The 22,975-nt window shown below is 71.3% G+C and carries 23 protein-coding genes; 12 read left to right on the top strand and 11 right to left on the bottom strand.

Translation table 11 applies throughout. From position 1 onward, the window contains the following. Positions 1–71 precede the first annotated feature (71 nt). On the top strand, positions 72–326 hold the full coding sequence (locus ACLQ2N_RS01435) for a hypothetical protein (RefSeq protein WP_425808462.1): 255 nt from the start codon (positions 72–74) through the stop codon (positions 324–326). A 14-nt stretch (positions 327–340) separates the two neighbouring features. Here ACLQ2N_RS01435 and ACLQ2N_RS01430 read toward each other — a convergent pair whose 3' ends face one another. From ACLQ2N_RS01430 to ACLQ2N_RS01400, 7 genes are all read right to left on the bottom strand, one after another. Further along, positions 341–793 (bottom strand): ATP-binding protein, encoded by a 453-nt coding sequence (locus ACLQ2N_RS01430; RefSeq protein WP_425808461.1) that lies wholly within the window; start codon positions 791–793, stop codon positions 341–343. Between the two features lie 173 nt (positions 794–966). Next, complete coding sequence (locus ACLQ2N_RS01425; protein WP_425808460.1) at positions 967–1,704, bottom strand: class I SAM-dependent methyltransferase; 738 nt, start codon at positions 1,702–1,704, stop codon at positions 967–969. Positions 1,705–1,762: 58 nt separating this feature from the next. Continuing rightward, positions 1,763–3,157, bottom strand: coding sequence for a hypothetical protein (locus ACLQ2N_RS01420; RefSeq protein WP_425808459.1), 1,395 nt, complete (start codon positions 3,155–3,157; stop codon positions 1,763–1,765). 2 nt (positions 3,158–3,159) lie between these two features. Next, positions 3,160–3,924, bottom strand: a complete 765-nt coding sequence (locus tag ACLQ2N_RS01415; protein ID WP_425808458.1) for a hypothetical protein — start codon at positions 3,922–3,924, stop codon at positions 3,160–3,162. Between the two features lie 39 nt (positions 3,925–3,963). Beyond that, complete coding sequence (locus tag ACLQ2N_RS01410) at positions 3,964–4,548, bottom strand: CYTH domain-containing protein (RefSeq protein WP_425808457.1); 585 nt, start codon at positions 4,546–4,548, stop codon at positions 3,964–3,966. Positions 4,549–4,698: 150 nt separating this feature from the next. Continuing rightward, the gene (locus tag ACLQ2N_RS01405; RefSeq protein ID WP_425808456.1) at positions 4,699–4,998 is read right to left on the bottom strand and encodes a hypothetical protein; all 300 of its coding nucleotides are present in this window, start codon (positions 4,996–4,998) and stop codon (positions 4,699–4,701) included. Between the two features lie 80 nt (positions 4,999–5,078). Next, complete coding sequence (locus tag ACLQ2N_RS01400) at positions 5,079–5,588, bottom strand: nucleoside-diphosphate kinase (RefSeq protein ID WP_425808455.1); 510 nt, start codon at positions 5,586–5,588, stop codon at positions 5,079–5,081. A 408-nt stretch (positions 5,589–5,996) separates the two neighbouring features. Between ACLQ2N_RS01400 and ACLQ2N_RS01395 the strand changes: the two genes are divergently transcribed. After that, entirely contained in the window at positions 5,997–6,656 is a 660-nt protein-coding gene (locus ACLQ2N_RS01395) for an NUDIX hydrolase (protein ID WP_425808969.1), read from the top strand. After that, positions 6,653–7,075 (top strand): NUDIX hydrolase, encoded by a 423-nt coding sequence (locus ACLQ2N_RS01390; RefSeq protein ID WP_425808454.1) that lies wholly within the window; start codon positions 6,653–6,655, stop codon positions 7,073–7,075. The genes ACLQ2N_RS01395 and ACLQ2N_RS01390 overlap by 4 nt, the downstream gene beginning before the upstream one ends. Before the next feature lie 10 nt (positions 7,076–7,085). Here the strand turns inward: ACLQ2N_RS01390 and ACLQ2N_RS01385 are convergent, their stop codons facing one another. Beyond that, positions 7,086–7,997: a MarR family transcriptional regulator gene (locus ACLQ2N_RS01385; protein WP_425808453.1), complete on the bottom strand. Its 912-nt coding sequence runs from the start codon at positions 7,995–7,997 to the stop codon at positions 7,086–7,088. Between the two features lie 299 nt (positions 7,998–8,296). After that, positions 8,297–9,148 (bottom strand): hypothetical protein, encoded by an 852-nt coding sequence (locus ACLQ2N_RS01380; RefSeq protein ID WP_425808452.1) that lies wholly within the window; start codon positions 9,146–9,148, stop codon positions 8,297–8,299. 198 nt (positions 9,149–9,346) lie between these two features. On the opposite strand from ACLQ2N_RS01380, the gene ACLQ2N_RS01375 reads away from it, so the two are divergent. Together ACLQ2N_RS01375 and ACLQ2N_RS01370 are read left to right on the top strand one after the other, a co-directional pair. Further along, a complete protein-coding gene (locus ACLQ2N_RS01375; protein ID WP_425808451.1) occupies positions 9,347–10,210 on the top strand; it encodes a helix-turn-helix domain-containing protein in 864 nt (287 codons plus the stop codon). Then, positions 10,207–10,452 (top strand): DUF397 domain-containing protein, encoded by a 246-nt coding sequence (locus ACLQ2N_RS01370; RefSeq protein ID WP_425808450.1) that lies wholly within the window; start codon positions 10,207–10,209, stop codon positions 10,450–10,452. Before ACLQ2N_RS01375 ends, ACLQ2N_RS01370 begins: the two co-directional genes overlap by 4 nt. 61 nt (positions 10,453–10,513) lie before the next feature. On the opposite strand, the gene glyA is transcribed toward ACLQ2N_RS01370, so the two are convergent. Beyond that, a complete protein-coding gene (gene glyA, locus ACLQ2N_RS01365) occupies positions 10,514–11,821 on the bottom strand; it encodes a serine hydroxymethyltransferase (RefSeq protein WP_425808449.1) in 1,308 nt (435 codons plus the stop codon). A 385-nt stretch (positions 11,822–12,206) separates the two neighbouring features. Between glyA and ACLQ2N_RS01360 the strand changes: the two genes are divergently transcribed. Beyond that, positions 12,207–14,117 (top strand): S53 family peptidase, encoded by a 1,911-nt coding sequence (locus tag ACLQ2N_RS01360; protein ID WP_425808448.1) that lies wholly within the window; start codon positions 12,207–12,209, stop codon positions 14,115–14,117. Between the two features lie 100 nt (positions 14,118–14,217). On the opposite strand, the gene ACLQ2N_RS01355 is transcribed toward ACLQ2N_RS01360, so the two are convergent. Then, positions 14,218–15,306 (bottom strand): Ku protein, encoded by a 1,089-nt coding sequence (locus tag ACLQ2N_RS01355; protein WP_425808447.1) that lies wholly within the window; start codon positions 15,304–15,306, stop codon positions 14,218–14,220. 62 nt (positions 15,307–15,368) lie between these two features. On the opposite strand from ACLQ2N_RS01355, the gene ligD reads away from it, so the two are divergent. The 6 genes from ligD (at position 15,369) to ACLQ2N_RS01325 (ending at position 22,911) form a co-directional block, all read left to right on the top strand. Further along, positions 15,369–16,259 (top strand): non-homologous end-joining DNA ligase, encoded by an 891-nt coding sequence (ligD, locus tag ACLQ2N_RS01350; RefSeq protein WP_425808446.1) that lies wholly within the window; start codon positions 15,369–15,371, stop codon positions 16,257–16,259. Positions 16,260–16,407: 148 nt separating this feature from the next. Further along, positions 16,408–18,522, top strand: a complete 2,115-nt coding sequence (locus ACLQ2N_RS01345; RefSeq protein ID WP_425808445.1) for a PBS lyase — start codon at positions 16,408–16,410, stop codon at positions 18,520–18,522. Further along, a complete protein-coding gene (locus ACLQ2N_RS01340) occupies positions 18,519–18,854 on the top strand; it encodes a zinc-ribbon domain-containing protein (protein WP_425808444.1) in 336 nt (111 codons plus the stop codon). Before ACLQ2N_RS01345 ends, ACLQ2N_RS01340 begins: the two co-directional genes overlap by 4 nt. 103 nt (positions 18,855–18,957) lie before the next feature. Beyond that, a complete protein-coding gene (locus tag ACLQ2N_RS01335) occupies positions 18,958–20,355 on the top strand; it encodes an FtsW/RodA/SpoVE family cell cycle protein (RefSeq protein ID WP_425808443.1) in 1,398 nt (465 codons plus the stop codon). Continuing rightward, a complete protein-coding gene (locus ACLQ2N_RS01330; RefSeq protein WP_425808442.1) occupies positions 20,352–21,809 on the top strand; it encodes a penicillin-binding transpeptidase domain-containing protein in 1,458 nt (485 codons plus the stop codon). Before ACLQ2N_RS01335 ends, ACLQ2N_RS01330 begins: the two co-directional genes overlap by 4 nt. 4 nt (positions 21,810–21,813) lie before the next feature. Next, positions 21,814–22,911 carry an amidase family protein gene (locus tag ACLQ2N_RS01325; protein WP_425808441.1) on the top strand — a complete coding sequence of 366 codons (1,098 nt, stop codon included), beginning with the start codon at positions 21,814–21,816 and terminating at the stop codon, positions 22,909–22,911. Positions 22,912–22,975: the final 64 nt, after the last annotated feature.

Raw genomic sequence — 22,975 nt, 5'->3', positions numbered from 1 at the left:
GTCGGGGTCTTCGCGTATGGGTATACGGTCGGGCCGCGCCGTCCGTGGCGCGTGTGCCCAGGGGGGGGAACATGTTTGTCATCGTCGTGGGGTTGCTCATCGCGCTCATCTTCACGGTCTTCGGGTTGCGGATGGTCCGGAACGCCACCGAGATGGCGCGACGCCACAAAGAGGGCATCGCGCTGTGGGCGCTCAACGCGGGAGTGCCCGCCACGTCGCGTTTCGCCTGGCCCGCAGCGCTCTTCCGCTGCATCGGCGTGCTCAGCGCGCTGGCCGGCACGGCGGCGGCGCTGTTCGCGGTGGCGGCCCTCATCGTCACCGTCTGAGCGAACGCGGTCCGTCAGCTCGCCAGCTCCAGCTCCGCCGCGACCGTCTTGCCCACCGGGGCCCGGTCCAGTACCTCCCACCGTGTGGCGAGGGCTGCCACCAGGAGCAGTCCTCGCCCCTCCTCGGCGAGCGGTGGGGGCTCGGCCACTGCCCCGGACGGCGGGCGGCGTTCGCCCCGGGCGTCGGAGACCTCGATGCGCAGGGTCCGGCCGGTGAGCCGCAGGGACAGCTCGAAGTCGCGGCCGGGGACGCGGCCGTGCGTGACGGCGTTGGCGGCGAGTTCGGCCACGAGCACGGCGGCGGTGTCGGAGGCCGTGCTGCCGTGCGGCATGCCCCAGGCGTCGAGCTGGTGCAGTGCGAGCCGCCGGGCGAGCCGGGCGCCGCGCGGGGTGGAGCTGAAGCGCTGGGTGAACGCGTCGGCGGTGGCCGGAGTGTGGGGGGCGACCGCGAGGGGCTGTGGTGTCATGCCGACAATCTGGCGGTACGCCCGTGGCGCGCACCAGTGATCATCCGCGTACTCCAGGTGACCGTACGCGCGCACGTCGTGCGCGGCGAAGGTAGCGCCGGGCGGGCTGCGCTCCGGCGCCGGCTCAGCAAGTCGTAGGGCGTCGGTCGCGTCGAAGCCGGGCGGCCTGTGGGCTACTTTGTGGCAACGACGTAGACGCTGCCCCAGCGGCGCTTCGGGTTGGCCATGGTGGGGTCGAACGGCCAGGGTCCGACGGTGGTGAAGCCGGCCTCGGTGAAGAGCTGGACGAGCTTTTCGTAGTCATAGGCCCACAGGTGCGGAGTGTACGTGGGGTCGTCGTCCTGGTCGCGGAAGACGAGATTCACGAGGTCGAGCCGGGTGTTGATGTCGCTGCGGCAGTCGCGCTTGGCGTACCAGCGCTCGATCGTCTCGTCGGTGGCGTTCAGGGGACCGGGGTACTGGCTCAGGGCGAAGGCGGCGTCGGGAACGCCGGTGATGATCCGGCCGCCCGGCACGAGGACGCGGTGGGCCTCGCGGACGTAGTGCTTGGCCGAGCGCGGGTAGTCGATGTGCTCCAGGAAGTGCTCGGAGAAGATCTCGTCGGTGCTGTCGCCCTGGAGGGGGATGCCCTCGCGGATGTCCCAGAGGAGGTCGGCCGGCGGGACGAGGTCGATGTTGAAGAAGCCGTCGATGCGGTGGGCTCCGCCGCCGATTTGGACCTTGGCGGGCTTGCCGTCGATGCGGCCGCTGGGCCAGGCGCGTCGACTGGCGTGGTGATAGCGGTGGAGCTCGATCTCCTTGGCGGCGGCCCGGAGGGCGCGGGCAAGGCCGTGGGTGGTGGCGGGGTCGGCGAGGACCGAGGCGATCTGCTCGCCGAGGAGGTCGATGGAGGGCATGCCGGAGGGACTCATCACGGATCTCCTGCGTGTGAGGTGGCTCGGGGTGGTGTGCCGCGATCGGTGGTGTTGATCAGGCAGGGCTGGGTGCGGGAGCTGCCCACTGGTTGTTGCGCATGAGGGTGTACTTGATGTCCACCAGCCGCGGGGCGATGGTCAGCGCGAGCTCTTCGGCCGCGTGGAGGTGGCCGGTGTCGTCCTGCTCGGCGCGCCAGACGCGGTAGTCGAGGTGGGGGTAGGCCGGGTTGATGCCGATCTCGCCTTTGGGCATCGTGCCGTTGAACGGGGCGACGATGTCCATGTGGTTCCAGTAGTTCCAGGCTTGCAGGGCCTTGTGCTGGTCGAAGTAGAAGTAGAAGTCGGGGTAGCGGCCGAAGGTGCGCAGTTCCCGGTGGATGAGGTGGCCGAGGAGCGGTCCGAGCTGGGTAGCCAGGGAGTCGAACTCCCAGCGCCTGCGGTGCCAGGCTTCGGGTGCATCGCCAGGCGCGAAGAAGCGGGCGGCGACGAGGTAGCTGATCCGCTCGACCAGGTACGCGCTCGCGTGGCTGGTGTCGATGGTCGGGTCGACTCGGTGGATGAGCGCGGCCAGCTGCTTCGGACGGGGACGGAACGTCGCGAGGTCGAACTTGCCGGCCATGGCGGGGAAGGAGGCAAACAGCATTTCCTTGTACAGCCAGTTGTTCAGCTCGCCGAGTTCGGCCAAGCGCCGGGTGTGGTGAGACGTCGAGTGGAGCATCAGGTACTCGGCGACCGCTTCGAAGTACAGGTAGCCGAGGATCGGCAGGCGGGGGATTGTCTCGTCGAGCAGCTTGAGGAATGGCTCGGCATCGACCTGGGCGCCCTGGTAGGCGACGGCGGCAGCGGCAGCGAGGAACGCTGCCGAGTTCTTGACCCGGCTGACGACGGTCTCGCGCAGCTGGTGGCGTTCGTTCTTGCTCAGCAGGTATTCGAGGTGGCTGTAGATCTGCAGGTGGATGAGACCCAGCCGCAGGTAGTCCACACCGGCGAGCCCGCGATACGCCTGCGGCGGGGTGACGATCTCGAAGATCAGCGGGGTAGGGACCCGATCGGTGACGCCGAGCTTGGCCAGGAAGGTCGGCGCCTCCTTCGTCAGGACGTACGCGCCGAGGTTGTGCATGCGGAAGCCCTGCTCGGTCGCGGTGAGCGGCGCGCAGTAGATGCTTCCGACAAGGCAGCCGCCCGACGGGTAGAGGACGCCCTGTCGGCTGATCTCCTCCAGGGCGTGGGTGACGTGCAGCAGGTGCAGTTTGCCGTTTCCGCTGAGGGCCTCGAAGAGAGCGTTCTGCCGCAGCAGGTGCCCGTTCGGGGTGTCCTCGGCAAGGCGCCTGTCCCACGCCGCGGTCTTGCCGCCGAGTGGCGCGGCATGGTCGGTGACGCTCGGTGTGAGAGCGGAGTCGAAGAAGGCGTGAGCATCAGCCCACAAGTGATAGGCGTCAAGGAAGTCCATGGTCAGACCAGGCCCTTCTCGGCAAGCGCGTAACGGACGGCTGCGGGACCGCTGGCCCCGGCGAGGTAAGCCCGCTCCGAGACCAGGACCAGATCGAAGGCGAGCCCACGCAGCTGCTCGAAGGCGGGTTCCCGGACGTACCGGGAGTCGGGCCACCACTTGAGCTTGGGCAAGCGGTAGCGGTCCAGGGCGTCGGCGGCCTTGACCACGTCGGTGATGCGCTCGGCGCGGGCGTGGTCGGCCTTGTCGTCGGCCGCGAACTCCTCGTACGGGAGGTCGTGCAGCCGTACGGCCGTGGCCGCCTGCACGATCCGCCGTGGTGTGGCGGCGAGGCCGAAGTGTCCCCAGACGGCGTCGGCGTTCGCCGCGAGCCAGACGGCCGCGCGGGCGCCATGTCCGCGGTCCTCTTGGTCGTTGCGTCGCTGGCAGTCATGTACGGCGGCGGCGAGGATCGCCGTGGTGACGTCGGCGTCGTCGAGGCCGTTCGCCTCGGCGAGGACGGCAGCGAGCGCCGCCGTCCTCATGGCGTGCCGCACGCCGTGGAGCGACGTGTACAGCCGGGGATCTGCCCACCACTGTGTCGGCAATCCGCCGTGCACGAGCAGTTCCTTCGACTGTGGGCGCAGCACCGGTGCCGACGTCGGCGAGAAGTCGGGCCTGTGCTCGCTGATCCATGCGGCGGTGGCGTGGTCCATGTGCTGGTGGAGCGGGAGCTGCCCTCGGGCAGCCAGGTCGATGAGACTTGTGGTCAGCGGGGTCGTGCTCACTCGTGCCCACCCCCTTGGTGGTCTCCGCGGTGATGTTCCCTACCGGATCGGCGCGGCCTGCTGTTCGCGCTCCTTGCGTTCCTTCTCGGCCGCCTCGAAGGCGGCGGTGAAGTCGGCCAGCTCCTGCTCCGTCATCAGGGGCACGCCGAGCGCCGCGGCGACGTCCGTGATCGTGGCCTCGGCCTCGGTGCGGGCGGCGTCCGAGGCCCCGTCTTCCAGCAGGACCTCGAACTCGGCGTGGTAGCCCCACGCCTCGCTCCACTTGACCGCAATCTCGACCTCCCGGAAGCGGAAGTTGTGACGGAAGTTGAACGCCTCGTGCATCACCGTTTCGAATCCGAGGGCGTTGAACACCTTCACCGCGGCGGGAACGTCGGCGGGGGCGATGGCGAACTCCGTCTCCGCGAAGGCCGCACCCTGCCCGATCTTGCTCCCCTTGAGGGTGATCTTGGCGGTGCCGGCGGCCGTATTGTCAGTGACCTTCAAGAGCTGGTCGGGCAGCACGTAGAAGTAGATGTGCTTGTCGTCGGGGCCCAGGTCCTCGCCATCCGTATTCAGGCGGGTTACGAGCTGGTCGTGAATCTCCTTGGTGAATCGGGCGCGCATCTCGATCTCGACGGCCACGGCCTGTCTCCTTGCTTCGGGCATGGCGAAGCCACCCGGACCCTGTCGTGCGGGGCGGTCCGATCGGGCACCGCTATGAGGTTGGTGGTCAAGCTGGGTGATGCGGCCGATGCGGGTGCCAGCCGCATCACCCAGGTCAATCGGTAGGTCTCAGCCGAGGTCGCCGAAGCGTGCCTCGACGATCCCTGAGTGCAGGTAGGTCGGCAGCGAGACTCCTCCTGCCGAGGTGCGGCGGGTGGCGACCTGCTCCTCCGTCTCACTGGGGAAACCCTCCAGCAGACGCAGGCACTGCTGAACCCATTCGCGCGACGCGGGCCAGTCACCCAGGTCACGATGGCGTACGGCCAAGGCGTAAGCGGTCTCGGTGGCCGCCCAGCGGTCGGTCGCCAGCTCGCGCTGGAAGATCGACTCCAGCTCGTCGGTGGAGGCAAGGCGGGTCTGGTTGGTCATGGTGCCCTCTCGGTTCAAACGGTCGTGCCCCAGTAGTGATCAACGCCCAGGCGTCCCCGCGGTGACGCCGTGACCCGCTGCTAGTAGGTGTAGATCTCGGCCAGCGTCTTGTAGTCCTGCAGTTCGTCCTTCTCGAACCACAGCTCCACTTCTTGCTTGGCCTCCTCCGCGTTTCCGGAGGCGTGCACGAGGTTCGCGACCGCCTTGCCGGAGGCGATGCTGGCCCCCGAGCTGTAGTGGGAGAGGTCTCCCCGCACCGTGCCGGCCGGAGCCTGGTTCGGGTACGTGCTACCGACGATCTTGCGGACCGTCGCGATTGCGTCGAAGCCTTCCAGCACCAGGGCGATGACCGGCCCCCGCTGCATGAACGTCGAGGTGACGTTGTACACCTCGGCCCCCAGCCGCTCCTCCAGGTCGAAGTAGTGCTTGCGGGTGAACTCCTCGTCCATCCACTTCATCTTCGTGCCGACGATCTTCAGTGCCGCGTCCTCGAACCGCGAGATGACCCTTCCTGCCAGGCCACGCGCCAGCGCATCGGGCTTGAGCAGGACGAGCGTGCGCTCGACAGTGTGTGCCTGAACCTCGGCCATTGACTTTCCCTTTCGCCTTGCGTGATAACGAACATGACGTGCTATCAGCCGTCGTCCGATGAGGTTACCGGCGCTGGCCGGATGGTTCAGACGTGCGGTCAAGGCGCCAGCATGGCGATCATCCGCGTGAAAGGGGAGCCTGTCCCCAGCGTCCTGTTCTGGCCAACCTGCCCATATCTATTATCCGCTGAGCGAGCGCACCTAGAATCTCCCTACGGTCGTCCGGCGGCTTTCGCGCCTCTTGCGCTTCTCCCAGGTGCCGAGCTACGAGCAGCGACTTCCCCGGCTCCCGATGACTTCGATTCTTCCGGCGCTCTTAGCGCGAGCCAATGCAGTGCCGGTGCAGCAGGAGTGCAGTACGGCCTGACGGCGTTCCTGCACTGCGACAGCGATGAGGGGGCAGTCCTTGTGGACGTGGTCGAGCGCTGGAGTGGCCGGTACGCGTGCCTGCTGCAGTCCGCTCTACGGCTCGGGAACGAACAGTTCGCCGCTCACCTGGGCATTGCGGTCAGGACAGTGGCGGCGTGGCATGCTGACTCGTCCGTCACGCCTCGCCGGGAGATGCAGCAGCTGCTCGACACGGCGCACGAGCAGGCCCCGCCCGCCGCACGTCAGCGCTTCGCGCTTCTGCTGGCGAAGGAGCAGCCGCCGTCAGACTCAGTCCCACCCGGTGCGCAGGCACTGCGTGTGGCCATCGCGGTAGTCGCCCGCGAGAGCGACGTCCTTCTGGTCTGCCGTCGGGACAGCGACGCTGCGGGGATCACATGGCAGTTCCCGGCTGGCGTCATCAAGCCCGGCGGAAAGGCGGAGACCACCACGGTGCGCGAGACGTTGGACGAGACAGGGGTCCACTGCGCGGTACGCAAGCATCTCGGGAACCGGCTGCACCCGGCCACCGGAGTCCTGTGTGAGTACTTCCTCTGCGAGTACCTGGCCGGTGAAGCCACCAACAGCGACACCGCAGAGAACATCGACGTGATGTGGGTGCCCAGAAACGCGGTGCCCCGCTTCATCTCCGTCGATACGATCTTCCCACCCGTCCTGGCCGCCCTGGAGGAGCAGACGTGACGCAGCAGACCACGGATGAGCGGCCAGGCATCGCCGCCGCCATCGTCGTTCACGAAGGCCGTGTGCTCATGGTCCGCCGCCGGGTGAGCGAGGGACAGCTCTCCTGGCAGTTCCCTGCCGGCGAGGTCGAGCCCGGCGAGACCCGCGAGGACGCCGCTGTACGGGAGACCCAAGAGGAGACCGGGCTGACCGTCGAGGCGGTCAAGCTGCTCGGCGAGCGCGTTCACCCCAAGACGGGCCGCCTCATGTCCTACACAGCCTGCCAGATCCTGGGCGGCACAGCTCACGTCGCCGATACCGAGGAGCTGGCCGAGCTTGCCTGGGTCGCCCACGGCGATATCCCGGAGTACGTGCCGTACGGACTGTTCGAGCCGGTACAGGACTATCTCGACGGGGCCTTGTCCGCGTCGACCGGGTGAGCGTACGCGCTCAGGGCGTCCGCAGCAGCTCGCGGAGCCCGGCAACGCGGGCCGGGACCCCGTCGGCGGCGCCTGGGGGCGCGGTCTGTGCCTGCGAGCCCCGGCAAGGGCGGCAGAGGCCGTCCGGGAGGGCGTCCGCCGGGCCGGGACGGCCGCATTCGACGCACTCGACCCGGAGGCCGTTCGCGGGGCCGGGCGCGTCCGGGATGTGCGGCGGCATCTTGTCCGTGAGGCGGCGGCGCACCAGGCCGAGCGGGTGCGTGACGGGCTCCGGGAGTCCGGCGGTGAGTGCCGACGCCAGGTGCTCGGCGCTCGCACCACGTGCGAACCAGGCGGCGGCAAGCGGTTCCAGGGCGGCGCAGTCGGCGGCGGAGAGCGCCAGCCGGGGTTCGCGGCGGCCGAGTCCGGCGAGGGCGAGGTACGCGGCGGAGGGTGCGGCGGGAGCCTCCGGCTTCGGCTTCGGCGGGTCGGGCGGCTCGGGGGCGGTGCGCTGCGGGGGTACGTCCACCGGGGCGGCGGGCGCCCCGGAGAGCGCGGCAGTCCACCACTCGTTGTCGCGGGCGGTCCGGGACCAGTAGGTGTACGTGACCCAGCGGCACTGGCCGTCCCCGTCGACCCGGCGGCGTACGCGGCGCAGGTGCCCGGCCACGGCGAGCGCGCGCAGGGCGGACCCGATGGCCATCTGGCCGTACAGGGGGAGGGATTTGGCCAGCGACTTGATGTCCATGGCGGCGCCTTCGGGCAGACGGTCGATGTACGCCGCGACGTACCGCTCGCGCGCGGGGAGGCCGGTGAAGTCGGCGGGGCGGGGCGAGTCCTGGCCGGGCGCGGAGCGCTTGCCGTAGCCGGTACGGGCCGCGCGGGGCGGGCGGGGGCCTTCGGCGGAGGCGGGCAGGGCGGGACTAAAGTGCTGGGCAGCCATGAGATCGGGACTTTCTGTTGGGTCGATCTTGGGTCAGACCCCGGCCGGTGCTGTGAACACCGCGTCGGGGTCGTTTCGTTGGGGGCACCGTACGCAGCCGCGACTTTCCGCTGCAACTCGCTCACTATTAGTCATACTTGCTGGCCGTGACGGGATAGGGAGGGTGGGAGGGTTACCCCTTTCCGGCTTTTCCCGCCCGATGAAGAACACCGCTCGGGTCTCGGAGCCCGAAGCTCAAGCGGCATCCTGAACGCGCCACCCGGCACCCGAGATCCGAGATCCGAGATCCGAGCGGGCGATCACTCCTCGACTTCCTTACGGCGCCGGACGAGCCGCCAATCGCGGCTCTGCTTCGGGACGTTCACCCCATCCGTGGGCGGCACGGTCTCGCCCACGATGACCTGACCGGTCGGCTCTGCGATCTCCAGGCCGGAGAGATGCTTCTTGAGCCGCTTGGCCATGGGGAGGAAGGTCGCAAAGGTGAACCCGCCGGACACCACCGCCCCGACGACGGGAACAGCCTTCGATACGGACTTGGCGAACGTCTGTTTCGTCATGCTGACGCCGAGGTGCTGCGCGATCTTCTTCACGACCGGATAGACGACGCCCTTGGTCAGCGCCTTCTTCGGCAACGTCTTGGCGACCTGCTTGGCCATCGCCTCCGCCACCTTCCCCACGGCCGCGTTCGCGGACTGAGTCCCGAACATCACCCCGAAGAAGAGCGTGAGCACGCTCCTGGTCGCGTCATCCAGGTCGTCCTCGCCGGAGAACAGGTCGGGCCAGCTGTAGAGATAGGCGAGCTTCTGCGCGATGCGCAGCATGTGACCGACGTACTGGGCGAGATCGGCCGGCACGGTGGCGGGCATGGCGAGGAGGCCGGGAAGGCCGGTGGCCGCCGATATCGCGCTCACCTTGGCGGTCTCGTAGCGGATCGACTCGTTCGCCACCCGGTCCAGGACGTCGAGAGGTATGCCCGCCGCCGCCGGGGTCTCCTCGGTCGCCCTGCGGATGTCCTCCTCCGAGCAGTGACGGCGCAGTGCAGTCCGGAGGTACGCCTCCCGGTCGATCCGTACGCCCGGAAGCCTCGCCGCAGCGGCGAGGAGAGCGGAGAACCGCGACTCCGCGTTCTCGCTCGTTTTGTCCATGTCCATGGCGGGAACGTACATGCGGTCGACGCCTCACCGTGGCCCTTCGCACGCAACGCCGAAAAACCTCGCTCGCACCAGGTCCGCAGCGCGTACGCTGCGTCAGCGTACGCACACGCCTGGTGGACAGTACGTAACCCCCACCGCGACCATGACACCGAGTCAGAAGCGGTACGACGGGGTGCGGCGCGAAAGGTGGCCACGATGGCCTACGGGAACACGGACGGCGGTACGGGATCTGCGGGCGGTACGGAGCCGGAGGCTTCGGACAGTCTGCGCACCTTCGGCGCGGTCGTCCATGCCCTACGCGAACACGCGGGCCTGAGCCGCGAGGAGTTCGGGTCACTCGTCGGCTACTCGAAGCACACGATCGCCTCCATCGAGCAGGGCCGCCGGATGCCGGACCTCGGCTTCGTGCAGAGCGCGGAACCGGTGCTCGGCAACACGGGCGCACTGCGGAAGGCAGCGCCGTTCCTGTCCCGGCAGGCGGGACTGGCGAGTTGGTTCGTGCAGTGGGCGCGCCTGGAGGCGACGGCCATCAGCCTCTATACGTACGACTGCCGGGTGATCCCGGGCCTGTTGCAGACCGAGGCGTACGCACGGGCCATCTCGCTCGACGTGCCGCCCCTGCCCGACCCGGAGGAGTTGGAGCAGCGGATCGCGGCACGGTTGGCCCGGCAGGAGCTGCTGTCCATCCATCGGAAGCCGCCTACGGCGTTCAGCTTCATCGTGGAGCAGTCGGTGCTGGAGCGGCACACGGGCGGAGACGACGTTACGCGTGAACTCCTGGACCACTTGATCGAATTGATCGAGGGGAACTGGAACGTGGAGTTTCAGATCATGCCCACGCGTCAGCCACACCACGCAGGCACGGATGGTCCGATCCTGCTGGCGGAGACGCCCGAACACCGATGGTTCGCCTACTCGGAGGGCCAGCAGAACGGGCGGCTGATCTCTGATCCGAAAGAGATCAGCATCCTCCAGCAGCGGTATGCGAAACTGCGCTCACAGGCTCTGACTCCCGAGGACTCGCTGAGCCTGCTGAAGCGAATGCGAGGAGCGCTATGAGCACGTCCGGTCTGACCTGGTTCAAGAGCAGCTACAGCGGCTCGCAGGGTGACGCCTGTGTCGAGGTGGCCATGGACTGGCGCAAGTCCAGCCACAGCGGCTCCGAGGGGGACAACTGCGTCGAGGTCGCCGCCTGCCCCGCCGCCGTCCACGTCCGTGACTCCAAGGACCAGCACAGCCCCGAACTCGCCCTCTCCCCCGCAACGTGGAACGAGTTCATCGCGTACGCCGCCCAGGGCTGACAGCCTCCGCAGTGCCCCGCACCGGACCGCTCCGGTGCGGGGCACTGTCGTGTGCGGCGGCTCAGGCGACCGGCAGCCCCGGGGCCGGGTACGCGTCCATCAGTTCCTTCACCTCGGCGCGGACCTCGGTGATCACGGACTCGTCGCCCGCCCGGGCCGCCGTGACCACGCGGTCGATCCACCCCGCGATCGTGGCCATCTCCGAGGCCGGGATGCCCCGCGACGTCAGCGCTGGCGTCCCGAGGCGGATGCCGGAGGGGTCGAAGGGCTTGCGGGGGTCGTAGGGGACGGCGTTGTAGTTGGCGACGATGCCCGCGCGGTCCAGGGCCTTGGCCGCCGGCTTGCCGGGGATGTCCTTGCCGGTGAGGTCCACCAGCAGCAGGTGGTTGTCGGTGCCGCCGGAGACGAGGTCGAAGCCCCGGGCCGCCAGCTCCTCGCCCAGCGCGCGGGCGTTGGCCACCACCGCGTGGGCGTAGGCGCGGAAGTCCGGGGTGGCCGCCTCCTTCAGGGCTACGCCGATGGCCGCCGTGGTCTGGTTGTGCGGGCCGCCCTGGAGGCCGGGGAAGACGGCGCGGTCCAGGGCGCGGGCGTGCTCGGCGCGGCTGAGGAGCATCGCGCCGCGCGGACCGCGCAGGGTCTTGTGGGTGGTGGTGGAGACGACGTCCACGTGCGGCGCGGGCGAGGGGTGGGCGCCGCCCGCGACCAGGCCCGCGATGTGGGCGATGTCCGCGACCAGGACCGCGCCCACCTCGCGGGCGATCTGCGCGAAGCCCGCGAAGTCGATCGTGCGGGGCACGGCGGTGCCGCCGCAGAAGATGAGCTTCGGCCGCTCGGCGAGGGCCAGGTCGCGGACCTCGTCCAGGTCGACGCGGCCGGTGTCGCGGCGCACGCCGTACTGGACGCCGTTGAACCAGGTGCCGGTGGCGGAGACGCCCCAGCCGTGCGTGAGGTGGCCGCCCATGGGCAGGGACATGCCGAGCACGGTGTCGCCGGGCTTGAGGAACGCCAGGTAGACGGCGAGGTTGGCGGGTGAGCCGGAGTACGGCTGGACGTTGGCGTGGTCCATGGCGAAGAGGGCCTTGGCGCGCTCGGCGGTCAGCGTCTCGACCTGGTCGATGATCTGCTGGCCCTCGTAGTAGCGCTTGCCGGGGTAGCCCTCGGAGTACTTGTTCTGGAGCACCGTGCCGGACGCTTCGAGCACGGCGGCGGAGACGTAGTTCTCGCTGGGGATCAGGCGCAGGGTGTCCGCCTGGAGCTGCTCCTCGGCGGCCACGAGGGCGGCGAGTTCGGGATCGGTGCCCGCCAGGGCGGGGTGGCGGGGCTGTGCGGGTACGGACGCGGTCACGGGTTCCTCCCGGGTCGGTCGCATGGCTGCGGCGTGGACCCGGATGCCCAGGCGGACGGCTCTCCGGCGTGACGCCCCCGGGCGCGCCCGGGGTGTGCCGCTCCCTCGTGGTCGATTCCACTGAGCACCCCGCGAGGAGTGCGCGCCAGTCGCGGCCTTCCGCACCTTACCGGGTGGCCCGGCGAGGGGCGCAATGATCATCTACCCAGCGATTCGGGGTGAACCGGTCACCGACCCCGGGTGCTTGGCGGAGTCTTGGCAAATGCATGCCCCCTGCATGAATCGTTCCTCGCCAGAGTGGCTCATTACATGTGCACTTCATTCGGCACATGCTCCGCACGCGAGACCCATATCGCAGGGGGTTGTTGTTTTGAGAATCAGCCGCGCCGGACGACGTTCCGGGCTGAGCATGGCAGTGACACTGCCGCTGCTCGCCGGGGCGCTCGCCCTCGGGATACCCGACGCCAGCGCCGACTCCGCCCATGGCGGCCGGGACGCGTTGCAGGGCACCAAGCCGTCCTGGGCCACCGCCTCGGCCGACCAGGGGGCTGCCACCGACAGCACCAAGGTGTCCGTCCGGGTGCACCTCGCGGGCCGGGACGCCAAGGGCCTCGCCGCCTACGCCGCCGCCGTGTCGGACCCGGACTCGTCCTCGTACGGGAAGTTCCTGAGCCCCGCGCAGGCGCAGGCCCGCTTCGGGGCCACCCGGGAGCAGATCGACCGGGTCAGCGAGTGGCTGGAGGCCAATGGGCTGACGGTCACCGGGGCGAACGAGCACTACGTCTCGGCCACCGGCGAGGTCGCCGCCGCCGAGAAGGCGTTCAGCACCCAGCTGCGCAACTACCGCAAGGGCGGGCGCACTTACCGGGCCCCGGCCGCGAACGCGTCGGTGCCCGCCGCGCTGGGCGACGCCGTGCTCGCCGTCTCCGGCCTGGACAACGCCCCGCACACCTCGCGCCACGACGACGTGCTGCCGCCGCCGGACGCGGTCTTCCGCAACTCCGGGCCGCTCTCCACGTACTTCGGCTCGAAGACGGCCACCTCGCTGCCGAGTGCGTACGGTTCCAAGGCGCCGTACGCGGTCAAGGGCTACACCGGCAAGCAGCTGCGCGCCGCGTACGGGGCCGGCAGCTACACCGGCAAGGGGGTGACCGTCGCCATCACCGACGCGTACGCCTCGCCCACCATCGCGAAGGACGCCGCCGAGTACGCCAAGCGCAACGGCGACGCGGGGTACAAGCGCGGCCAGTTGAGCCAGGTGCTGCCCGACGACTACACGAAGACCGAGGAGTGCAGCGCGTCCGGCTGGTACGGCGAGGAGACCCTCGACGTCGAGGCCGTGCACGCGGTCGCGCCCGACGCCGGCATCGTGTACGTGGGCGGCGCCTCCTGCTACGACAACGACCTGCTGGACTCGCTGAACAAGGTCGTCGACCACCACCTCGCCGACATCGTCTCCAACTCCTGGGGCGACGTCGAGGCCAACCAGACCCCGGACCTGGCGCTCGCCTACGACCAGGTGTTCAAGATGGGCGCGGTCGAGGGCATCGGCTTCTACTTCTCCTCCGGCGACAACGGCGACAACGTCGCGTCGACCGGCACCAAGCAGATCGACGTTCCCTCCAATTCGGCCTGGGTGACCTCGGTCGGCGGCACCGCGCTCGCGGTCGGCAAGCGCGACACGTACCTCTGGGAGACCGGCTGGGGCACGCTCAACGCCCCGCTGGCGGCGGACGGGCGCAGCTGGCAAGGGTTCCCCGGCGCGTACACCTCGGGCGCGGGCGGCGGCACCAGCTCCACCGTGGAGCAGCCGTTCTACCAGCGCGGGGTCGTGCCCGACTCGCTGGCGCGGGCGAACGGGAAGACGCGGATGCGCACCGCCCCGGACATCGCGGCCGTCGCCGACCCGAACACCGGCTTCCTGGTCGGCCAGACCCAGACCCTGCCCGACGGTTCGCTGGGCTACGACGAGTACCGCATCGGCGGCACCTCGCTGGCGGCCCCGGTCATCGCGGGCATCCAGGCCCTGGCGCAGCAGGCGCAGCACGGCCGGCCGATCGGTTTCGCCAACCCGGCGATCTACTCCCGGTACCAGTCGAAGGCGTACCACGACGTGACCGACCACCCGCTGGGCGCGCACCGTGACCTGGCCGTGGTCCGGGTGGACTACGTCAACGGCGTCGACGCGGCGGACGGCCTGCGGACCACCGTGCGCAGCCTGGGCAAGGACGCCTCGCTGTCGGCCGTGCGCGGCTACGACGACGTGACGGGCGTCGGCACCCCGGCCGCCGGTTATGTGAGCTCCTACCGCCGGCGCTGAGCGCCCGGCGCTGGGACGAGGGGGCAGTACACCCCCTGGGGCATGGGGCCGGCCACCGTTCTCGGTGGACCGGCCCCATGTTCATTCGTGCGGGCAGGCGTCAGGCCGAGGCGCGTTTGCGGGACGTCGTGCTCTTCGACCCGCTCTGCTTCTTCGCCGTCGTCTTCTTGGCGGCCGTCTTCTTCGTGGTGCTCTTGGCGGCGGTCTTCTTGGCCGCCTGCTTGCCCGTACCGCTCGCCGTGGACTTCTTGCCGCCGGTGGACTTCGGAGCGGAGGCGGACTTCTTGGCGGCGCCCCCGGAGCCCGCGGCCGTCTTCCTGCCGGACGTGCCGGACGCCTTGCGGTCGCTGAGGGAGTGGACGTCCGCGACGGACTCCCCGCCCTCGCCGCTGTCCTCGTCCCCCTCCTCGCCCCGGGCCTCCTTGGCGGCCTTGACGCTGCTCTCCAGGGCGGCGAGCAGGTCGATGACCTTGCCGCCCCCCTTGGCGCCCTTGTCGGCCGGTTCCGGCGCCTCGCCCGACGCCTTCGCGGCGACCAGTTCCTCGACCGCCTCCCGGTAGTCGTCGTGCAGCGAGTCCATGTCGACGTCACCGAGGGTGTCCATGAGGGCGTCCGCGAGGTCCAGCTCGGCGTCGCGCACCGTCACGTCGGACTCCGGGGCGACGCCCTCGGGGGCCCGGATCTCGTCCGGCCAGAGCAGCCCGTGCATGGCGATCACGTCGTCCACGACCCGGAGCATGCCCAGCCGCTCCCGCCCGCGCAGCGCGTACTTGGCGAGGGCCACCTTGCGGCTCCGTTTCAGGGCCTCGCGCAGCAGGGTGTACGGCTTGGCCGCCGGGACCCCGTTGGCCGAGAGGTAGTAGGCCGCGTCCATCTGGAGCGGGTCGATGGCGTCGGCCGGGACGAAGGCCACGATCTCGATGGTCTTCGCGGTGGGCAGCGGCAGGTGGCTCAGGTCCTCGTCGGTGATCGGGATCATGGAGCCGTCGGCGTCCTCGTACGCCTTGCCGATCTCGGCGGAGGTCACCTCCTCCCCGTCCAGCTCGCACACCTTGCGGTAGCGGATGCGCCCGCCGTCCTCGACGTGGATCTGCCGGAACGAGATCGAGTGGTTCTCGGTGGCGTTGACCAGCTTGATCGGGATGCTGACCAGCCCGAAGGAGATGGCGCCGTTCCAGATGGATCTCACCGGTTCACCCCTTGAGTCCGTGCATACGAAGAAAGAGACGTTTCGCGTGTGATTCTTATCGTATGACGCCGATCACCGAGGTGGAGGGGCGACGGCTGTCCCTGAGCAATCTGGACAAGGTGCTGTATCCGGCCACCGGCACCACGAAGGGCGAGGTGCTGCACTATTACGCGGCCACGGCCTCCGAGGTGCTGCTCGCGCATCTGCGGGACCGGCCGGTGTCCTTCCTGCGCTATCCGGACGGGCACGAGGGCCAGGTGTTCTTCACCAAGAACCCGCCCCCCGGTACTCCGTCCTGGGTACACCGGACCCCGGTGCCGCACCGCGAGAGCGAGCCGTCCGAACAGGTGGTCGTCCAGGACCTCGCCTCGCTGATGTGGGCCGCCAACCTGGTGGTGGAGTTCCACACCCCGCAGTGGCGGGCGAAGACCCCGGCGGTGGCCGACCGGCTGGTCCTCGACCTCGACCCGGGGGCGCCCGCCACGGTGGTCGAGTGCTGCCGGGTCGCGCTGTGGCTGCGGGAGCGGCTGGCCGAGGACGGCCTCACGGCGTACGGGAAGACCTCGGGCTCCAAGGGCCTGCATCTGCTGGTCCCGATCGTCCCCACGGACTCGGCGGCGGTGTCGGCGTACGCGAAGGGCCTCGCCGTCCGGGCGGAGCGGGAGCTCGCCGGCCTGGTGGTGCACCGGATGCGGAAGGCGCTGCGGCCGGGCAAGGTCTTCGTCGACTTCAGCCAGAACGCCGCCGCGAAGACCACCGCCACGCCCTACACCCTGCGCGCCCGCGCCGAGCCGGCCGTCTCGGCGCCGGTCACCTGGGACGAGATCGAGGGCTGCCGCTCCCCCGGCGACCTGGTGTTCCTGGCGGACGACATGGCGGCGCGGCTGGACCGGCACGGCGACCTGCTCGCCCCGCTGTGCGCCCCGGACGAGGGACGGCCGCTTCCGGCCTAGCCGTACGTACCGCCCCGCCCCTACCGTACGCACGCGACTCTTGTCATGTCTCAGGGCAATAGCGCGTCGCACACGGTCGGATCGTCCGAGCCGTGGTGCACACTCTGCGCAGACACTGCGTGTGTGACGTCGGCGGGGAGGCGATGGCGTGTTCGCGGGAATCGAAGAGGTCGACTGGGCCTCGATGAGGCATGCCCACGGACCGGCGGACGACGTGCCGGCGCTGTTACGGGGCCTGGCCTCCGCCGACCCGGCGGAGCGCGAACGGGCGCTGGACGGGATGTACGGGGCGGTGCACCACCAGGGCGACGTCTATCCGTGCACGCTCGCCTGCATCCCCTTCCTCTTCGAGCTGGTCGCCGATCCCTGGGTGCCGGACCGGGGCGACATAGTCGAGTTGCTGACCAGCATCGGCGGCATCGACCTCGGCGCGGACGACGAGGAGGAGATCGGCGAGGACGAGGCGGAGGCCGCCGCCAACTACGCGATGGCCGCGGCGGCCGTCACCGCGGGCGCCAGGGTCTTCTTCACGCTGCTGGCCGACGACGACCCGGGCGTACGGCTGAGCGCCCCGCTCGCGCTGGCCGCCCTGCACGACGACCCGGCCAGGGTGCTGGGCCTGCTGCGGGCGCGGCTGGCGGCGGAGCGGGACGAGGAGGTGCGGCTCGCCCTGGTCGAGGCGGCGGGACGGCTCGCCCTGCGTCACCGGCCGCTCGCCGGCCCGGTCGCCGACTGGCTCGGCCGGCTGGTCGCGGAGACGGGCCCGCCGGGGCTGCGGCTCGCGGCGCTGGCCCAGCTGGCGCGCTGCGCACCGCGCTCGCTGCCGGACGACGTGGTGCCCGTGGTGACGGGCCTGCTGGGCGAGCTGCGCACCCCGCCCGCCGGCCCCGGCGGCACCCGGGCGCGCCCCGTCGAACCGCCGGGGCCGGGCGCCGAGGCGGTCCCGGTCTCCCCGCGGGGGCAGGTGCGGGCGCTGTCCGCCGAGGAGACGGCGGGGCGGGCCGCGCCCTGGACCGCCGATCTGCTGCGCACGCTGCACGCCGGGCTGGACGACCGGGTCGCCGAGCGGACCGCGCTCCTGGCCGCCCAGTTGCGCAGTCCCGACCCCTGGCAGCGCGTCGACGCCGTCCGCATGAGCGACCGGCTGATCGGCGGCTGGCGGGGCTCGTACGCGGAGCTGGTGCGGCTGGTGGGCGAGCAGCTGGCCGCACCCCAGCCGAGGCTCGCCGAGGCCGCCGAGCACCTGCTGGAGGGGCTGTTCGGGCTGGCCGCCCCCGCGGCGGACGCGCTGGCGGCGCGGGTGGCGGCGGACCCCGGGGCCTGGGTGCGGACCTGGCCGGACGGGCGGACCCGGCTGGGCAGTGCGGCGACGGCCCTGGCCCGGCTGGGCGACCCGCGCGCCCTGCCGGCGCTGACGGCGGCCCTCGCGCATCCCCTGGTGCCGTACGAGGTGGGGCCCGCGATCGCCCGCCTGGGCGAGGCGGCCCGGCCGCTGACCGGTGCGTTGCAGCGGCGGCTGGGCGAGGCGGTGCTCGACGAGCGGGCGAACGACCGGGTGGGCCCGCTGCTGCGCGCGCTCACCGCGCTCCGGGCGGGCGCGGCGGCCCCGGAGGTGCTGCGGGTGCTGTGCGAGGCCCCGGACACCGGGGGCGAGCGGCTGCGTACGGCGGCGTTGCGGGCGCTCGCCGCCTTCGGGCCCGCCTCGCTCTGCGCCGTACCGGAGCTGCGGGCCCTGCTGCGGCGGACCGGGACGGCGGAGGCGGCCGAGGCGGCCGGGGCGCTGTGGGCGGTGGAAGGGGACGCCGACGCGGTGCTGCCCGCGCTGATCGCGGGTCTCGCCTCCTGGGACGCGGACGCGCGACGGGCGGCGGCGGTCGCGGTGAGGCGGCTCGGCGGGCGGGCGGCGGCGACCGCTCCCCGGCTGCGGGAACTGCTGCGCGACGGGAACCTGTGGGTGAGGGTGGACGCGGCGATCGCTCTGTGGGAGGTTTCCGGTCGTGCCGAGGAGTCCCTGCCGGTGCTGCTGGCCGCCTGGGAGCAGAACCACCGGGCCCGGGTCCGGGTGGCGGAATGCCTGGCGCGGATGAGGCCCGCTGGTGCAGGGTCGGACGCGGCACGTGTGCTGCTCGCCGAGCTCACCTCCGTACGCCGTCACAACGCGCCGGACGGCGCCTACGGCAGCCACGACACGTACACCGACGAAAAGCTGCTCGCGCTCTGCCGCCGGGCGCTCCCGGAGAACACGGGGAAGGAACCGACATGATCATTTTCGGCACGCGAGGCTATCTCTACCAGCTGGCCATCCTGACGCTGGTCTGCGGCTGGTGCGGGAATCCGGCGGCGCACACGCTGCGCAAGCGGGTCACGAAGTTCACGCTGTTCTTCGTGCCGCTGTTCCCGATCTCGACCTCGTACGCCACGCAGTGCACGTTCTGCGGCGGCGAGCAGCGGATACCCAAGGAGCAGGCCGAGCAGCTGCTGGCCCAGCAGGCGGCCTCGCAGGGCGGCAACCCGTTCGGCCAGGCGCCGCAGCAGGGCTACGCGCCGGGCGCCTCGGGGCCTTCGGGGCCGGGGCAGAACCCGTACCAGCAGTGACCGGGCGCCCGGTCGCGGAGGAGGTGCCGTGAGTCCCGGCCCACGGCGCCTCCACATCGCGACATAACCGACATAACACCCGCGTCTTGCTACGTTGCGGGGCATGACCGCATCGACGGCGGACGCACCCCCGCCCGAGCTGCGCCTGCCCCGGCGGCGCGGCGTGGAACTCTCGCTCCTCATCGGGGCCGTCCTGATCTCCGTCTACGGCTACGCCGCGGTCGGCCTCGCGCACGACGACGCGGTCCCGCCCGATGTCGCGGGCTACGGCGGCGGGCTCGGCCTGCTCGCGCTGCTCGCGCATCTCGCGGTACGGCTCCGCGCCCCGTACGCCGACCCGCTGCTGCTGCCCATCGCCGTCCTGCTCAACGGGATCGGCCTGGTGCTGATCTACCGGCTGGACCTGGAGACCCCGGGCGACCGGGCGGCGACGACCCAGCTGATCTGGTCCACGATCGGCGTCGCGTTCTTCATCGCGGTCGTGGTGTTCCTGCGCGACCACCGGATCCTCCAGCGCTACGCGTACGTGTCGGTGGCCGCCGCGCTGGTCCTGATGATCGTGCCGATCTTCTTCCCGGCGGTGAACGGGGCGAAGATCTGGATCAGGGTCGGCGGCTTCTCCTTCCAGCCCGGCGAGTTCGCCAAGATCCTGCTCGCGGTGTTCTTCGCCGCCTATCTCGCGGCGAACAGCAACGCGCTCGCGTACACCGGCCGCAAGGTCTGGAGGTTCCAGCTCCCCACCGGGCGGGTGCTCGGCCCGATCGTGGCGATCTGGCTGCTCAGCGTCGGCGTCCTGGTCCTGGAACGCGATCTGGGGACCTCGCTGCTGTTCTTCGGCCTCTTCGTGATCCTGCTGTACGTGGCGACCGGGCGCCGGGGCTGGATCGCGGTGGGGCTGCTGCTCGCGGCGGTCGGCGCGTTCGTCGTCGGCTCGTTCGAACCGCATGTGCACAGCCGGGTGCAGGACTGGCTCGATCCGTTCGCCTCGATCGACGCCGGACGCGGTCCCGGCCAGCTCGCCCAGTCGCTGTTCGCCTTCGCGGCCGGCGGGATGCTCGGTACGGGGCTGGGGCTCGGCCACTCCGTGCTCATCGGGTTCGCCGCGAAGTCCGACTTCATCCTGGCGACGGCGGGCGAGGAGCTGGGGTACGCCGGGCTCACCGCGCTCTTCCTGCTGTACGCGCTGCTGGTGGCGCGCGGCTTCCGGGCGGGGCTCTCGCTGCGCGACGCGTTCGGGCGGCTGCTCTCGATCGGCCTCGCCTCGATCCTGGCGCTCCAGGTCTTCGTGATCGCGGGCGGGGTGATGGGGCTGATCCCGCTGACCGGGATGGCGATGCCGTTCCTGGCGCAGGGCGGTTCGTCCGTGGTCACCAACTGGATCATCGTGGCGCTGCTGATCCGGGTCAGCGATCTCGCCCGCAGACCGGCGCCGGACGAGGCGGAGGCGGGCGTCGTGGCGTCGGTGCCCGCGGCGCCTCCCGGGGCGGAGGACGAGCGGTGATCCGCTACATCCGGCACGCCGCCGCGTTCTGCCTGCTGCTGCTCGTAGCGCTGCTGGCCAACGCCGCCCGGGTCCAGGTCTTCGAGGCCGACGCGCTGGACGACAACCCGGCCAACCGGCGCAACACAATCGCCCGTTACGACCAACGGCGCGGCAACATCCTGGTCGACGGGCGGCCCGTCACCGGCTCGAAGGACACCGGCGAACAGCTCGCGTACGAACGGACCTACCGGTACGGGCCGCTGTACGCGCCGGTGACCGGGTACGCCTCGCAGACGTACGGCACCACCCTCATCGAGAACGCCGAGGACTCCCTCCTCGCCGGCACCGATCCGCTGCTCGCGCCGCTCCCCCTGTGGGGCGAGGTGAGCCGGAGCCGGCAGCCGGGCGGGGACGTCGTGACCACGGTCCGGGACGCGATGCAGCGCGCCGCGTACGAGGGCCTCGGCAACCGGCGGGGCGCGGTCGCCGCCGTCGAACCGGCGACGGGGCGCATCCTCGCGCTCGTCTCGACCCCCTCGTACGACCCCGAGCGGCTGTCCGGCACCGGCGCGTCCGCCACCGGTGCCTGGCGGGAGCTGAACGACGCGGAGAGCCGGCCCATGCTCAACCGGGCGATCCGGCAGACCTATCCGCCGGGCTCCACGTTCAAGATCGTGACGGCGGCGGCCGCGCTGGACGCGGAGGTCGTCACCGACCCGGACGCGGAGACCGACACCCCGTCCCCGTACGTGCTGCCCGGCACCTCGACCGTGCTGCCCAACGAGGCGCGCGGCTGCGAGAAGGCGTCGCTGGCGGACGCGATCCGGGTCTCCTGCAACACCGTGATGGCGCACCTCGGCGTCGAGGTCGGGCTCGACGGGATGGTGGCGGCGGCCGAGCGGTTCGGCTTCAACGACACCGGTCTGAAGATCCCGTCCGGGGTGGCGAAGAGCAACTTCGACACGGAGATGAGCGACGACCAGCTGGCGCAGTCCTCGATCGGCCAGTTCGACACCACCGCGACCCCGCTCCAGATGGCGATGGTCGCGGCGGCCGTCGCCAACGGCGGGGAGCTGATGTACCCGCACCTGGTGGAGCGGACGACCAAGCACGACGGAGCCACGGTGCACACCACGGGGTCGCGCTCGTACCACCGGGCGATGGACCCGATGACGGCGACGCGACTGCGGCAGATGATGGTCGACGTCGTCCAGGACGGCACGGGCACCAACGCGGCGATCGACGGGGCGACGGTCGGCGGCAAGACCGGCACCGCCCAGCACGGCGTCGACAACTCCGACCTGCCGTACGCCTGGTTCATCTCCTGGGCGCAGGCCGACGGCGCGGCCCGGCCGGCGGTCGCGGTCGCCGTGGTCGTCGAGGACGCCGAGGCCGACCGCGCCGACATCAGCGGCGGCGGCAGCGCGGCCCCGATCGCCCGTGCCGTGATGGAGGCGGCCCTGGAAGACTGAACGGGTGACGGATTCCGGGGAACTGCGCGAGGTGCTGGCCTCCATCGCCCGCGAGGACCCCGGGCTCTGCGCCTTCCTCGACGTCTGGCCCGAGGACGCGCTCGCCCGGCTCCCCGCCGCGTCCCGGCTGCCGCTGGCCGGGCTCCCCTTCGCGGTGAAGGGCCGCACCGGCATCCGCTCGTACGCGGCGCGCCGGCTGATCGCGGCCGGCGGGGTGCCGGTCGGCTCGACCTCCGTGCCCGGTCCGGGGACGTACTGGCAGACGTGGGGCCTCGGCCGGCACGGGCGGACCGTCAACCCCTGGCGCGCGGACCGGACCCCGGGAGGTTCGTCGGCGGGCTCGGCGGCGGCGGTCGCGGCGGGCCTGGTGCCGCTGGCGACGGGCAGCGACGGGGCGGGGTCGGTGCGCATCCCGGCCGCCTGGTGCGGGGTGTTCGGCCTGAAGACGACGAACGGCCTGCTGCCCTCGCCGGACCGGTCGGGGCTCGCCTCGGCCGGGGTGCTGGCGGCGTCGGCGGCGGAGGCGGAGACGTATCTGCGGTGCGTCCTGGACGGTTACGCCCCGGCCCCTCCCCCGCTGCCGCTGTCTGCCGCCTACAGCCCGGACCTGGGCTTCGCGGAGACCGAGCCGGAGGTGGCGGCCGTGGTGCGGGGCGCGGTGCGGCGGCTGGAGGCGGCCGGGGTCGTGCGGCTGACCGGGGGCGGCTGCGATCTGCTGGACCCGAAGTCGGCCTGGTTCGCCGTGCGCGGCGGGGACGTACGGCCGCCGGAGGCGGAGGTGCGCGCCGAGAACGACCGCCGCCTGGACGCCTTCTTCGCCCGGACGCCGCTGCTCCTGACGCCGGTCACGCCGACCCGCCCGCACGGCCACGCGGGTCCGGGCGACACCTTCTCGACGGCGCTGACCTGGGCGTTCAACCTGAGCGGCCATCCGGCGGCGAGCGTGCCGGCCGGAGTCACCGGTGACGGCTGCCCGGTGGGGCTGCACCTGGTGGCCGCCCGGGGGCGGGACGCGGAACTGCTGGGCGCGGCGGGGGCGGCGGAGCGGGCGCTTTCGGGGCCGGGTGTGCCGTTCGCACACGTACGCGAACCCCGTGGATGAGTACGTGTACTCAGGGCGGCCCGGCTCCCGGGAGGCAGCCTGGACTCCGACAGCCACCTGCTGA

This window comes from Streptomyces sp. DT224 (assembly GCF_049844595.1).
GTDB lineage: Bacteria > Actinomycetota > Actinomycetes > Streptomycetales > Streptomycetaceae > Streptomyces.
This window is presented reverse-complemented; position numbering and strand designations above follow the sequence as displayed.